We start from the raw sequence: 12,975 nt of genomic DNA on the forward strand, positions 1-12,975 counted from the left end.
TTTGTGAGACCGAAGAAGCACGGGTTCTGGACTTTCGATCCGGGGCGCGGGATGACAGGGGCATGGATATCGACGATCTGAAGGCCCGCATCCTCGCGGGCGAGCGGCGGGCTCTGGCGCGCGCCATCACGCTGGTGGAAAGCGGGCGGGCGGATCACCGCGCCGATGCGCTGAGACTGTTGGAGTCGCTGAAGGGCCACGGGCGCGAGGCCCTGCGCGTGGGGCTGTCGGGGACGCCGGGGGTGGGCAAGTCGACCTTCATCGAGGCCTTCGGATTGATGCTGACCGCCCGGGGGCTGAAGGTGGCCGTTCTGGCGGTCGATCCCTCGTCGGCGCGGTCCGGCGGGTCGATCCTCGGCGACAAGACCCGGATGGAGCGGCTGTCGCGCGACAAGGGGGCCTTTATCCGGCTCGTCCCCCTCGCAAAGCCAGCTTGGCGGCGTCGCCCGGCGCACCCGGGAGGCCATCGACCTCTGCGAGGCGGCGGGTTTCGACGTGGTGCTGATCGAGACGGTGGGTGTCGGCCAGTCCGAGACCATGGTGGCCGAGATGTCGGACCTCTTCCTGCTGCTGTTGGCGCCCGCCGGTGGCGACGAGCTGCAGGGGGTGAAGCGCGGCATCATGGAGATGGCGGATATCCTGTTGGTCAACAAGGCGGACGGCGAGCTGAAGCGGCAGGCGATCTGCACCTGCGCGGATTACGCGGGCGCCCTGCGGCTGTTGCGCAAACGCCCGCAGGATCCCGAGGGTTTCCCCAAGGCGCTGCCGGTTTCGGCGCTGGAGGAAGAGGGCCTGCAGAAGGCCTGGGACGAGATGACCGCGCTTGCCGACTGGCGCCGGGCCGAGGGACATTTCGCGGCCCGCCGGGCGGCGCAGGCGCGGTTCTGGTTCGAGGCCGAGGTGCGCGACCGGCTGCTGGCGCGGCTGGTGCGCGAGCCCCTGAAAGGCGCCATGCGGTCCATGGCCGGGCAGGTGGAAAACGGCGAGATCAGCCCCTCTACCGCCGCCGAAGAGCTTTTGCGCGCGCATCTGATGCTGGAATAGAGGGGGGCGGGACTTGACGGGCGGGCGCGCTGCGGCTAAAGCCACCCGACAGCTTTCCGGGCGCCCCCCGACTCAACAACGGGCGGCGCCCTTTGATTTTGGCGAGTGGGGCCTTGTCCCGGCGCCCTGAGACAACGAGGACGAAGACATGTCGCGTGTTTGCGAACTGACCGGAAAAGGCCCGATGGTTGGCAACAATGTCAGCCATGCCAACAACAAGACCAAGCGGCGCTACCTGCCGAACCTGAACGACGTGACCCTGCGCTCGGAAGCGCTGGGCCGTGGCATCAAGCTGCGGATCACGGCTTCGGCTCTGCGTTCGGTGGACCACCGTGGCGGTCTCGACAAGTTCCTGGCGAAGGCCAAGGACGTCGAGCTGTCCGACCGCGCGCTGAAGGTGAAGAAAGAGATTGCGAAGGTTCAGGCAGAGGCCTGATTTCCTTTCTTTTTTCCAGGGTTTGACGGCCTCGGGTGGAAACGCCCGGGGCCGTTGCATTTTGTCGCGTGCGTCCCTTGGCGCGGCGCGCTATAAGCCTGCCATGCGCATGATCCGCCCCCTTGTTCTGGTGCTGACGCTGCTGTCGCTGACGGTGACAGGAGTCGGCGGAGCATGGGCGCGCGGGCAGGCGCCCGCCGTGGGCACCGTGGAGCTTTGCCTCGGGCTGTCGGCTGTCACGGTCTCTGTGGACGCCAGCGGCCAGCCGGTCGCGCCGCCGCATCTGTGCGGTGAAAAGGCCCTTTCGCTGATTCTCGCTCTTGCGGCCCCGACCCCCAAGGGCCTTTGGCGCCCGTTGGAAACGGTGGTGCATGTGGCCCCCGCAGAGCAGCGTGCCGCGGGCTTCGGCCCCCGGGCCAGCCGGGCCCGGGGACCGCCACCCGCCCTCTGATCTGCCTTTCCCTTTCCTGAAACCGAATGCAGAGACTCATGAAACACACCGTTATGCTCACCGGCCTGATGGCCGTTCTCGCCATGCCCGCTGCCGCCGAAATCGTCGTCAAGGACGCCTATGCGCGGTCGTCCAATGCCATGGCGGGCGCCGCCTTCATGGCGATCGAGAACACCGGCCCCGAGGACGATCGCCTGATCGGCGCCGCCTCGGACGTGGCGAAGCGCGTCGAATTGCACACCCACCGCGACATGGGCGGCGGCGTGATGAAGATGATGCACGTCGAAGAGGGCTTTGCCCTGCCCGCAGGCGAAACGCATATGCTGATGCGCGGCGGCGATCACGTCATGTTCATGGGGCTGAACGGCACCATGGAGCAGGGCGATACGGTCACCGTGACGCTGACCTTCGAAAACGCCGGCGAGCAGGTCGTCGAGATCCCCGTCGACCTTGAGCGCAAGCCCGATCATTCGGGCCATGGCGGTCACGCCGGCCACTGATCGCGGTGCCTTACCCCGCCAGCAGCCTGTCGACCCACTGGGGGACAATGCGGCTGGCGGGTCCGGTGTGATGCGCGTCGAAGGCGCCCGAGACATCGGTGCTTTCGAGGTTCAGTTCGACCGTATGGGCGCCCCTTGCGGCGGCCTCCTGCACGAATCCGGCGGCGGGATAGACCTGCCCCGAGGTGCCGATGGCCGCGAAGACCGTGCATTCTGCAAGGCGGTCCGCGATCAGGTCCATGTGATAGGGCATTTCGCCGAACCAGACCACGTCCGGGCGCGTGGCCCGGGCCGCGCAGGCCGGGCAGGGGTCGTCGGGCGCCATGGTGGCGGGCGCCTCCCAGCCATGGCCGCAGGCGGCGCAGAGCGCGCGCGACAGGGCGCCGTGCATGTGGATCGCCTCGGCGCCCGCCTTCTCGTGCAGCCCGTCGACGTTCTGCGTGATCAGCGTCACCGGCGCGTGCCCGGCAAGCCGGGCCAGTGCCCTGTGCGCCGCGTTGGGCTGGGCCGCGGCGGCCTGCGCGCGGCGCGCGTTGTAGAATTCATGCACCAGCGCCGGGTTGCGGGCGAAGCCCTCGGGCGTGGCGACGTCCTCGATCCGGTGCTGCGCCCAGAGCCCCTCGGCGTCGCGAAAGGTGCCAAGCCCGCTTTCGGCGGAAAGCCCCGCGCCGGTGAGAACCACGATCCTGTCCATGCCGTCTTCCTTGAGATCCCTCTTCCGGGATTGTAGGGCAGGGGCATGGGAAAACGCATCCTCTTTGTCTGCCTCGGGAATATCTGCCGGTCGCCCTCTGCCGAGGCGGTGGTGCGACGGATGGCCGGGGACCGGGGCCTGACGGTCGGCCTCGGACAGCGCGGGCACCGGCGCCTGGCACATCGGAGAGCCGCCCTACGGCCCGATGCAAAAGGCGGCGCGGGCGCGGGGATACGATCTGTCGGGATTGCGGGCGCGCCGGGTGACCCGGGATGACTTCGACCGGTTCGACATGGTCGTGGCGATGGATCGCGACAACCTCGACGATCTGCGCGCCCTTGCGCCCGGTGGCGCCGACCTGCGGCTGATGACGGAATTCGCGCCGGGCTGCGGGGCCTCGGTGCCGGATCCGTATTACACGCGCGACTTCGACGGCACGCTGGATCTGATAGAGCGCTGCGCGCGGGGCCTGCTGGATCAGCTGTAAAGGCGGCGCGCCACCAGCCAGGCCACCGGCAGCGCCGCGACAAAGCCAAGGGCTGCAGCGATCAGGATCGGCAGAAGCGTGTCGTAGCCAGCCACCAGGACCGCAATGACGGCGGTTCCGGCAAGGGAGGTCGAGATCAGGGTGTAAAGAATACCGGCCAGGCGCAACATCGGGGGTCCTTTCGCTTGTGCATGGACCATGTGCATGGGGGCGGATGCGGCGCCTTGATCCAGGTCAGGCCCTCGGCTTGAACATGCCCGGGGTTTCACCATAGGTTGCGGCAAAACCAATTTGTTTCGGAAATCCCATGTTCAGATCCGGCTTTTTCTGCCTTGCAGCCCTTTCCCTGACAGCCTGTGCCCCAACCCTTCCGCGTCACGGCGGCGGCGGATTCGAGCCCGAGGTCTCTTGCCTGACACAGCCCGGGTGCAGCTTCGACCAAAGCCCGGTCCGGGTGCTGAACGAACCGGTGCGCCTGCCGAACCGGGCCTATACCTTCTTTCCGGTCGCACAGCCGTTGAACTTCGTCGATGCCAAGGGAAGTCAATGGGTTGCCCCGGCCCGGACCCTGACCGACGGGGCCTCTATCCCGAAGATCTTCGTCTCGATCGTCGGAGAGCCGACCTCACCGGAATACATCAACGCGGCGGCGGTGCACGATGCCTATTGCGGGGTCGGAAACGAGACGGGCCCGATGTTCCACCGCGCCGACTGGCAGGACGTCCACCTGATGTTCTACGACGGGCTGATTGTCGGCGGCACGGATCCGAAGCGGGCGAAGATCATGTTCGCGGCGGTCTGGCTGGGGGGCCGCGCTGGCCCGATGGGGGCGGCGGCGGAGTCATTTCGACCCAGGGCACCGAGGTGATCGCGCCGGACAACCATGCGCATGCGCTGGCGCCGGTTCCCGTGGCGCGGCTGCAAGAGGCGATGCGCCAGAGCATCCGGCACATCAACCGCAATGATCCGACCATGCCGGAGCTGGTCGATTACCTCTGGTGGCTGCAAGGCGAAATGCTGCGCGAGGTGGCCGGCACCGATGACCGGCACGGTGGCGGCCTGGCCCATGCCACCGACGGCTACGAGCCCGAGTACACGCCCGATCCCGAAGCGGGCGCAAGCGATCTGTCCCCCGATGAACCCGGCGCGGTGACGGACCCGGTCGAGCCTGGCGTCGCCTTCTAGATCGGCGGCGGAGCGTTCCCGCTGCCCGGCAGCCCTTCGATGCAACGCGAATCGGGGGGCGGGGGTTGTCCTGCCAGAGCAAACGAGGCCCGCCGCATGTTTCCCCTCATGACACTGCCGCAGCAGATGATGCTGATCTCGATGCAGGCCACGCAGGCCTATTTCGTCACATATCTCGAGACCTCCCTGCGGCTTATGGCGCAGGGGCACATGGCTTCGGAGGAGGCGGCGGGCAGGGTCACCGCCGCCGCCGAACAGGTGAACCGGGCCGCGCAGGACGCCCTGTGCGCGGCTGGCAAGGACAAGTGCGACTCTCTGCCGGTCTGACCCAAGCCCGATGTCCCGGAGTGGCGGCAAGAGGCCCTGCCGAGCCTACGGGCGGGGCGCCCCGTGACGGGGGCCGTGACACGGACCTTGCATCACCGCCCCTGAAACCGGTCGATCTCGCGGTTGGCGGAAGCCCGCGCAGGTGCCGAAGCGGATCGGATGCCCGCGCGCCCCAAGGGCCCCTGCGCGGGGCGGGATGCGCGCGTTCGGTTGCCGCCCCGGCGGGCACACCGCCTTGTCGGGGTGGGGCTGCGACAGGGCAGGCCGGCGCCGCCTGCGGCAGGGCAGGGCCTGCGACCTGTGACCCTCAGCGCCGCGGCTTCCGCAGGCCGCCCGAGGCCCCGGCTGCGGTCACCGAGACCGCGAACAGCGCCGCCACGATGCAGACGATGGTCGGTCCGGTGGGGGTGTCGAAGCGGAAGGCCGACCACAGGCCCCCAAGCACCGACAGGCTGGCGACGGCGGTCGCGATCACGGCCATGGCCTCTGGCGTGCGGCTGAAGGGGCGCGCGGCGGCGGCGGGGATGATCAGCATCGCGGTAATCAGCAGCGCGCCGACCACCTTGATCGCCACGGCGACGACGATGGCCAGCGCGAGGGTCAGGACCATGCCCTCGCGTTTCGGGTCGAGGCCCTCGGAAAAGGCGAGGTCGGGGTTCAGGGTCGCCATGAGCAGGGAGCTCCAGCGCCAGACGACCAGCGCCAGAACGGCAAGGGCTCCGCCCCATATGACCGCAAGATCCGAGGCCGAGACGGCAAGGATGTCGCCGAAGAGATAGGCCATCAGGTCAATGCGAATGCCGCTGAGGAAAGAGGCCGCCACAAGTCCGAAGGCCAGCGCGGAATGGGCCAGCACCCCCAGCATGGTGTCCATGGCGTAGCCGCGCCCGGCCAGGCTGGAGACGGTGAAGGCCATGAGCAGAGAGATCGCCAGAACCCCGCCGAAGATCGAGGCATCGAAGGTCAGGGCAAGGGCGACGCCAAGGATGGCGGCATGGGCGGTGGCATCCCCGAAATAGGCCATGCGGCGCCAGACCACGAAGCACCCAAGCGGCGCGGCGGCGATGGCAAGACCCAGTCCGGCCAGCGCGGCGCGGACCATGAAATCGTCGAGAAGTCCGGTCATTCCGCGGCCTCCGGTCCGTCGTGGCTGTGGGGGTGTTCGTGGTGGTGATGGTGATCGTGGTGATGGTCGTGATGATGCGTGTAAAGCGCCATGGTGCCCTTTGTCCCGCTGCCGAACAGGGCGCGGTACTCGGGGGCAGAGGCGACCTGTTGCGGCCCGCCCTGACAGCAGATGTGGCGGTTCAGGCAGATCACCCTGTCGCTGGCGCTCATGACCACGTGCAGATCGTGGCTGACCATCAGGACGCCGCAACCGGTTTCCTGCCGGACCGTCTCGATCTGCTGGTAGAAGGCGGCGATGCCGGGTTGGTCCAGCCCCTGCGTGGCCTCGTCGAGCACCAGAAGATGCGGCTTGGAGATCAGGGCACGGGCCAGCAGGACGCGCTGGAACTGCCCGCCCGACAGGACGCTCAGCTGGCGGTCGGCAATCTCTGTGACCCCGGCCTGCGCCATGGCGGCCTGAACCGCCTCTTTGGAAGGCCTGCGGCGCAGGGACAGAAGCCGCGTCACGGTCATCGGCAGGGTCGGGTCCATGTGAAGCCGTTGCGGCACATAGCCGACACGCAGCCCCGGCTGCCGCGTGATCCGGCCCGCGTTCGGCGCGACAGAGCCGATCAGCACCCGCAAAAGGGTCGATTTGCCTGAACCATTGGGCCCGACGATGGTCACGATTTCCCCGGCGTCCATGCTGAGCGAGACACTGTCCAGCACCGCTTCGCCGCCGTAGCGGACGCTGACATCGGAAAGGGCAAAGAGACTCATGCGCGTGGCCCCGCTACGGGGGCCGTGCCGGGGGGCAAGAATCGGTGCACCGGGTCAGTCTCGGTTTCAAGAACGCTCTCCCTTCTTCCTGCCCTGCCTTGCACCGGAGCGTCCGGTGGCGGCGGCCCGCGACTCTCTGACTTGATATATCGTAACATTCAAGATACCGAAATGGCAGTGTTACAACATAACAGGATAACGATATGCGCAAGGGTCTGATTCTCGGGACCGTGTCCAGCCTCGGGCTGGTCTCTGCGGCGACGGCAGAGGTGCCCTCCGTGGCGACGGACATCCCGCCCGTCCACTCGCTGGCTGCCATGGTGATGGCGGGCCTCGGAGAGCCTGCGCTGCTGGTGCAGCCGGGGGCCTCTCCGCACGGGTATTCGCTGCGACCGTCCGAGGCGCGGGCTCTGGACGAGGCCGACGCGGTCTTCTGGATCGGCGAGAGCCTGACACCCTGGCTGCAAGACCCGCTGGAGACGCTGGCGGGCGATGCCCGGACCGTCAGCTTGATGGCGGTCGAGGGGACAACCCTGCTGCCGATGCGGGAGGGCGCGACCTTCGAGGCGCATCTTCACGATCACGGCGATGACCACGGGCACGACCATGGCGGGGACCACGACCATGACCACGGGGATGACCACGGCCACGGGGATGACCACGCGCACGACCATGGTGACGGCCATGAGCATGGCGAGCCTCATGACCATGACCACGACCATGCCGAGGGTGACGGGCATGACCACGGTGACGACCACGGTCATGACCATGGCGAGGCTCATGATCACGACCATGACCACGGCGACCACGACCACGGCGACCACGACCACGGTGCGGGCCATGATCATGCGCACGGCGGACATTCCGGCAGCGATCCGCATGTCTGGCTCGACCCCGGGAACGCGCGGGTCTGGCTGGGTGCCATCGCCGAGACCCTGTCGGAGCTCGATCCCGAGAACGCGGCGCGCTACCGGGAGAACGCGGCCAGCGCCCAGGCCGAGCTGGACATGCTGATCGGCTCGGTCTCGGCAGAGTTGGAGCCGGTGCGCGAGCGGCCCTTCGTGGTCTTCCACGACGCCTACCAGTACTTCGAGCAGCGGTTCGGGATGGCGGCGGCCGGGTCCATTTCCCTCAGCGATTCCACGGCGCCCAGCCCGGCGCGCATCGCCGAGGTGCACCAGAAGGTTTCCGAGCTTGGGGTGGCCTGCGTCTTCTCGGAACCGCAGTTCAACCCGGGACTGGTGCGGACCGTCCTGCAGGGAACGGAGGCCGGGACGGGGATCATCGACCCGCTTGGCGCCGATCTGAAGCCGGGCACGGGCATGTACCCGGCGCTGATCCAGACGATGGCCGACACGCTGCGCGACTGTCTCGGGTAAACCGCGACGCCGGGGGCGCGCCGTCCGGATGGCGCCCCCGGTTTCAGCGCACCCGCGCTGCCTGTGCTTTGACCCCTCGGTGTCGCGCGGCCCGGGGGGCAGGCGCCGCCCTTGACGTCGGGGGCTGCCGCTTCGGCGCCCGCGCGTGACGGTATGGGCGCCGTCGAAGGCCGGTCTGCGTCGCGTGCGGCGTCCCACCGGACCGGCGCGCCCGCACAGGGACCACATCCCACCCTTTTCAACGATTTCGAATGGTTGCGTGGCTTCGCCGGGCTGTCCTGCGCCTGTTTTCCGGGGCGATCCCGAACAGGCGGTGCCATGCCCAGTGCCGAAGGCTTCCGCTCCAGCCTGACGGGATGTTTTCGCATGAAGGGGGAAGTGGTGGCGTGGGGGGACTCGAACCCCCGACCTAACGATTATGAGTCGTTCGCTCTAACCAACTGAGCTACCGCGCCGGACCGTGGGCGGGGGATAAGGTTGCGGGCGGTTGGCGTCAAGCCGAAAATGCCGTGGCCGGTCCATATCCCCCCGGTGTGGTGGAGAGGGGCGGCGGAAGCAGGGCCCCGGGGGCAGGAAACCTGCCCGGTTTCACTTCACGATGTGCTCGTCCTTGACGAACATATTGGCCCAGGCGCGGTCCACCAGCTCTGGCGTCATCCTGTAGGGGAGGCCCTCGAAATCGCAAACCGCGATCATCTGGTCGATCAGGAAGACCGGCTGGTAGTTGGCATAGAGGTTGTCGATCGTCGGATACTTGCGCTTCATCAGGTGAACGAGGCTGGGCTCGTCCAGCTGCATGCCCTTCTTGCGCGCCACCAATGCGAAGATCTTCAGAAAGTTCTCCTGGCTGGGGCCGTCGATCTTGATCTTGAAGAAGATCCGCCGCAGCGCCGCCCGGTCGAAGATCTCGTTCGGGTGGAAGTTGGTCGAGAAGATCACCAGCGTGTCGAAGGGAACTTCGAATTTTTCGCCCGATTGCAGGGCGAGGATGTCCTTGGACTCCTCCAGCGGGACGATCCAGCGGTTGACCAGCTTCTGCGGCGGTTCGGCCCGGCAGTCGAGGTCGTCGACGATGAAGATGCCGCCGGTGGATTTCAGTTGCAGCGGCGCCTGGTAGGTGCGCGCGGTGGGGTTGTAGACGAGGTCGAGCATCGAGAGCGACAGCTCGCCCCCGGTGATCACCGTGGGCCGCTTGCACATCACGTAGCGGCGGTCGAAGCGGGCGGTGCGGCGCAGCGCGGTCGGGTTCTCGGCGTCTTCCTCGGCCTTCGAATGCACGATGGGGTCGTAGACGGTGATGACTTGGCCCGAATACTCGATGGCGCGGGGCACGTAGATGCGGTCGCCCATGGCGTCGCGGATGCCGTTCGAGATCGAGGACTTGCCGTTGCCGGGGGGCCGTACATCAGGATCGAGCGGCCCGAGGATACGGCCGGGCCGAGGTTGCCGATCAGGTCGTCGGGCAGGATCAGATGGCCCATGGCGCCGGTCAGCTGGTCGCGGGTGATCTGGATGTTGCGGATCGACTGGCGTTCGACCTGCTCGCGGTAGACCTCCAGCGGCACCGGCATCGGGCCGAAGTATTCCGACTGCGCCAATGCGTCCAGCGCGCGGGCCTTGCCGCTGTCGGTCAGCTGGTAGGGCATCTCGGAGGAGATCTCTCCGGCGGCGCCCATGGTGCCCATCGCTTCGATCAGGCCCTGTCCGCGGCTGAGGTCGATCAGTTCCTGCGTCACCGGCACCGGAAGGCAGACGGCTCGGGCGAGGTTGCTCACCGTGTTGGTGTTCTTGCGGAACATGGTCTTCAGCACGATGTCGCGCATCATGACGATGGAAAGGTTCATGTCCTCGATCCGCTTCGGCGCCGGGGGCGCCATCACGGTGGTCGTTGCCATGTTCATGCCGGGGGTCCTGCTCTGTCGTTCTTGGGCAGGAGGGTGCCGGGGCAATGTGGCGAGATCTGGGTGGGTTCGGGGTATTCCGGGGGTTTGACCCACCGGGGCGGTGCCGCCGCGGCTGCCGGGCGCGGCACAGGGCGAGGCGGCGAGGGGCTGCCTGTGGTCCCGAGGGGGCTCTGCCCCCCGGCCTGCGGCCTCCCCCCGAGGTATTTGGGAAGACCAAAGAAGCAGGGGGCGTCCGGTTTGTGACCTGGGCCGCATTGGGGGGAGCCACGGGCATGGGCGACTGTCGGGGCGCGCGGGGCGGGGGCGCCGGGGCTGGGCAAGGGGGCATGGCGTGGGAGGCGCGCTCCGGGCGGTCAGCGGGGGCCGCCGCTAGGTTAGTGGCGAAGGCGTGAAGACCCCGGCCCGATACCCGCGCGCCATGGTCCCGATGCCGCCGGGTTTGCCGGTCAGGCGGACCGCCATGGGGGCATCCCGCTGTGGCCGGGCGGGGCCGGTTTCCCGGAAGGATTGCTGCGGGTCTTGCCGGTTATTGCGGCGGTGTCTGGCCGTACCAGACGCCGAGCACGAGGTAGAGCGCCAGCGTGCCGCCAAGTGCCATGCCCATGGGGAACTTGGAGCCGGTGTCCCAGCTTTTCCAATGCGGGGCGAGGCGGCGGAGCGGCGTGTGCTTGGCGAGGCGGTGGGCAAAGAAGGCCGCCAGCAGGTTGGCCGCGAAGAGGATCATCAGGAAGCGCAGGTCGCCGAGGTGGATCAGCGGCGCGGCGGCGGCGGCGAATTTGGCGTCTCCGGCCCCGAGCGCGCCACCGGCGTTCAGCGCGATGCCCGCGATCAGGACCACCACAAGATGCAGATAGCCCCAGAGGTAGGCATCGAGCGGCAGGGCGATCAGCCCAACCATGGCGTAGACCGCGAAGAGGGCCACCACCGCATGGTTGGGGATGCGCATCCCCTTCATGTCGGTGTAGCAGATATAGAGGCAGATCGGCAGGGCGAAGGGCAGGAACCAGGCCGCCGCGCTGGCGGGGATCAGCACGGCACCGGCCCGCGGCGCAGGGTCTTCTGTCGCAGGCGCTGCATGTCCGGTCCTCCTGCCGTCAGTTCAGGACGCTGGCGCTGCTGTCGAGCGCCGAGAGCGCGCGGGCGGCGGCCTCGAAATGTTGAGGATGGGTTTCCAGCGCATCGCGCAGAAGGCCCTTGCCGATCTCGACATCGCCGCGCTTGACCGCGGTCAGCGCCATGGAGTGCAGCAGTTCCGCCCGTTCCGACTGGGTCATCGACATGACCGGCAGGGTGTAGTTGCCCTGCGCGCCGCGCGCCATCACGAGGTTGTTCTTGGCGGTGAACAGCTTGGGATCGTGGCGCAGGGCGTCTGTGAACAGCCGTTCCGCCTCGGCGTGTTCGCCGCGTGTCAGTTTCGAGAAACCCCAGTTGTTCAGCGTCGAGGCCGGGGTGGTGGTCAGGCCCACGGCGGTCTCGTAGAAGCTGTCGGCCTTCTTCCACTCTTTCTTGCTGTCGGCGATCATCGCCTCGAGCCGGTAGCGCTTGAAGGTCTCGACCGTGGGCGGGACGGCGTTCAGGACCTTTTCGGCCTGTTCCCAGTCGCCCGCGCGGATCAGCGCATCGGCCAGCTGCACGCGGTCGTCGTCGATGCTGTCGGGATGTGCCACGACCTGCGCCCAGGCTGTCTTGGCCTCTGTCATGCGCTTGGCGCGCACCAGCGAAGCGGCGAGGTTGCGCTGGAACTCGATCCGCTCGGGCTGTTCCTCGCTGGCGCGCTTGAAATAGGCCACGGATTCGTTCGGGTCGCCGACCGTCAGCATGACATCGTTCAGGTCGGTGCCGTCGATGGCGTTCACGCCCTGGAACTTGCGGTCCATCTCGGCTGTGTCGATGCCCTTTTCACAGGCCGACAGCGCGGCGAAACCCGCCACGCAAAGGGTCACAACGATGGGATGGCGCATGTGCCTGCGTCCTCTTACTGCTCTGCCTCGTGCCCGCCGTGTTCGGCGGTGCCTGTTCTTTGCCGGACCTGTTCCGGTCCTTTGTCTTGCCCCCTTTGCGGGGGAAGGCGCCCGTCGAGGGGCGCCCCTTGCCTGTCTCAGACGTCCAGCGCGGATTTCGAGCGGATCAGGTAGGACCCGCCGCCGCGCCGCACGATCTGAAAATCTTGTTCTGCGGCCTCATCATAGAGGGAATTTTCCATTTTTGCGAGGGCCAAGCGCAGATTGTCGCGGATTGCGTCACTTTCGCCATTGTCCAGCGCATAGGCCTTGCGAAAGATCTGCGAGGCCTCGGCGGTCTGGCCGCGCTCCATCAGGGTGACGCCGAGGTTGTTCCAGTGCCTCGGGCCAGTCCGGGTCCTTCTCGACCGCCTGCCGCAGCAGCCGTTCCGACTGGTTCAGCCGCCCCAGCGCAAGATTGGCCGACCCCAGCGCGGTCAGCACTTCGCCGGTCAGCCCCTGTTCGCCCGCCGCGCGCAGGTAGGCGTCGAGCGCAAGCTCGTGCTGGCCCGCGTCCATCAGCCGGTGGCCGACCGTCAGCCCGTCGACGGCCTCGCCGCCCGGGTCCAGCGTCGGCGCGAAGGGAGAGGCCCTGTCGCGTGCGTCAAGGCCGCCCGTTTGCGAACAGGCGGCCAGCGTCAGTGTCAGGATCAGCGCGGTCGCCCGGGACCATCTGCTCAT

At 67.7% G+C, this 12,975-nt stretch carries 13 protein-coding genes, 1 tRNA gene and 4 pseudogenes; 9 read left to right on the forward strand and 9 right to left on the reverse strand.

Features of this window, described 5'->3' with window-relative positions:
- Positions 1-62 precede the first annotated feature (62 nt).
- The 4 genes and pseudogenes from meaB (at position 63) to ABFB10_RS14060 (ending at position 2,431) form a co-directional block, all read left to right on the forward strand.
- A pseudogene (meaB, locus tag ABFB10_RS14045) lies at positions 63-1,044 on the forward strand (methylmalonyl Co-A mutase-associated GTPase MeaB).
- Positions 1,045-1,192: 148 nt separating this feature from the next.
- A complete protein-coding gene (gene rpmB / locus ABFB10_RS14050; RefSeq protein ID WP_023851286.1) occupies positions 1,193-1,480 on the forward strand; it encodes a 50S ribosomal protein L28 in 288 nt (95 codons plus the stop codon).
- A 109-nt stretch (positions 1,481-1,589) separates the two neighbouring features.
- Positions 1,590-1,931 (forward strand): hypothetical protein, encoded by a 342-nt coding sequence (locus tag ABFB10_RS14055; RefSeq protein ID WP_347166984.1) that lies wholly within the window; start codon positions 1,590-1,592, stop codon positions 1,929-1,931.
- Positions 1,932-1,969: 38 nt separating this feature from the next.
- Positions 1,970-2,431, forward strand: coding sequence for a copper chaperone PCu(A)C (locus ABFB10_RS14060; RefSeq protein WP_347166985.1), 462 nt, complete (start codon positions 1,970-1,972; stop codon positions 2,429-2,431).
- 10 nt (positions 2,432-2,441) lie between these two features.
- On the opposite strand, the gene ABFB10_RS14065 is transcribed toward ABFB10_RS14060, so the two are convergent.
- Positions 2,442-3,125 (reverse strand): NAD-dependent deacylase, encoded by a 684-nt coding sequence (locus tag ABFB10_RS14065; RefSeq protein ID WP_347166986.1) that lies wholly within the window; start codon positions 3,123-3,125, stop codon positions 2,442-2,444.
- Positions 3,126-3,170: 45 nt separating this feature from the next.
- Here ABFB10_RS14065 and ABFB10_RS24180 point away from each other — a divergent pair.
- Positions 3,171-3,612 (forward strand): annotated as a pseudogene (locus tag ABFB10_RS24180) (low molecular weight protein-tyrosine-phosphatase).
- On the opposite strand, the gene ABFB10_RS14080 reads toward ABFB10_RS24180, so the two are convergent.
- A complete protein-coding gene (locus ABFB10_RS14080) occupies positions 3,603-3,782 on the reverse strand; it encodes a CTP synthetase (RefSeq protein WP_347166989.1) in 180 nt (59 codons plus the stop codon). The pseudogene ABFB10_RS24180 and the gene ABFB10_RS14080 overlap by 10 nt on opposite strands.
- Positions 3,783-4,066: 284 nt before the next feature.
- Between ABFB10_RS14080 and ABFB10_RS14085 the strand changes: the two genes are divergently transcribed.
- The 3 genes from ABFB10_RS14085 to ABFB10_RS14095 all read left to right on the forward strand — a co-directional run bounded on the left by ABFB10_RS14085 (position 4,067) and on the right by ABFB10_RS14095 (position 5,124).
- Positions 4,067-4,480, forward strand: a complete 414-nt coding sequence (locus ABFB10_RS14085) for a DUF1353 domain-containing protein (protein WP_347166990.1) — start codon at positions 4,067-4,069, stop codon at positions 4,478-4,480.
- Positions 4,477-4,797 (forward strand): hypothetical protein, encoded by a 321-nt coding sequence (locus ABFB10_RS14090; RefSeq protein ID WP_347166991.1) that lies wholly within the window; start codon positions 4,477-4,479, stop codon positions 4,795-4,797. Before ABFB10_RS14085 ends, ABFB10_RS14090 begins: the two co-directional genes overlap by 4 nt.
- A 96-nt stretch (positions 4,798-4,893) precedes the next feature.
- Positions 4,894-5,124 carry a hypothetical protein gene (locus tag ABFB10_RS14095; RefSeq protein WP_347166992.1) on the forward strand — a complete coding sequence of 77 codons (231 nt, stop codon included), beginning with the start codon at positions 4,894-4,896 and terminating at the stop codon, positions 5,122-5,124.
- Between the two features lie 307 nt (positions 5,125-5,431).
- Here the strand turns inward: ABFB10_RS14095 and ABFB10_RS14100 are convergent, their stop codons facing one another.
- Both ABFB10_RS14100 and ABFB10_RS14105 read right to left on the reverse strand, forming a co-directional pair.
- A complete protein-coding gene (locus tag ABFB10_RS14100; RefSeq protein ID WP_347166993.1) occupies positions 5,432-6,250 on the reverse strand; it encodes a metal ABC transporter permease in 819 nt (272 codons plus the stop codon).
- Complete coding sequence (locus tag ABFB10_RS14105; RefSeq protein WP_347166994.1) at positions 6,247-7,011, reverse strand: metal ABC transporter ATP-binding protein; 765 nt, start codon at positions 7,009-7,011, stop codon at positions 6,247-6,249. Before ABFB10_RS14105 ends, ABFB10_RS14100 begins: the two co-directional genes overlap by 4 nt.
- Before the next feature lie 203 nt (positions 7,012-7,214).
- On the opposite strand from ABFB10_RS14105, the gene ABFB10_RS14110 reads away from it, so the two are divergent.
- On the forward strand, positions 7,215-8,390 hold the full coding sequence (locus tag ABFB10_RS14110; RefSeq protein WP_347166995.1) for a zinc ABC transporter substrate-binding protein: 1,176 nt from the start codon (positions 7,215-7,217) through the stop codon (positions 8,388-8,390).
- 379 nt (positions 8,391-8,769) lie between these two features.
- Here ABFB10_RS14110 and ABFB10_RS14115 read toward each other — a convergent pair.
- The 5 genes and pseudogenes from ABFB10_RS14115 to ABFB10_RS14135 all read right to left on the reverse strand — a co-directional run bounded on the left by ABFB10_RS14115 (position 8,770) and on the right by ABFB10_RS14135 (position 12,975).
- Positions 8,770-8,845 (reverse strand) — tRNA-Met (locus ABFB10_RS14115).
- 133 nt (positions 8,846-8,978) lie between these two features.
- Positions 8,979-10,291, reverse strand: a pseudogene (locus tag ABFB10_RS14120) (ATPase).
- A 529-nt stretch (positions 10,292-10,820) separates the two neighbouring features.
- Positions 10,821-11,327, reverse strand: a complete 507-nt coding sequence (locus ABFB10_RS14125; protein WP_347166996.1) for a prepilin peptidase — start codon at positions 11,325-11,327, stop codon at positions 10,821-10,823.
- 61 nt (positions 11,328-11,388) lie between these two features.
- A complete protein-coding gene (locus ABFB10_RS14130; RefSeq protein WP_347166997.1) occupies positions 11,389-12,255 on the reverse strand; it encodes a tetratricopeptide repeat protein in 867 nt (288 codons plus the stop codon).
- A gap of 137 nt (positions 12,256-12,392) precedes the next feature.
- Positions 12,393-12,975 (reverse strand): annotated as a pseudogene (locus tag ABFB10_RS14135) (tetratricopeptide repeat protein).

The sequence above is a fragment of the Ponticoccus litoralis genome, assembly GCF_039769985.1.
In the GTDB taxonomy this organism is placed as follows: domain Bacteria; phylum Pseudomonadota; class Alphaproteobacteria; order Rhodobacterales; family Rhodobacteraceae; genus Ponticoccus; species Ponticoccus litoralis.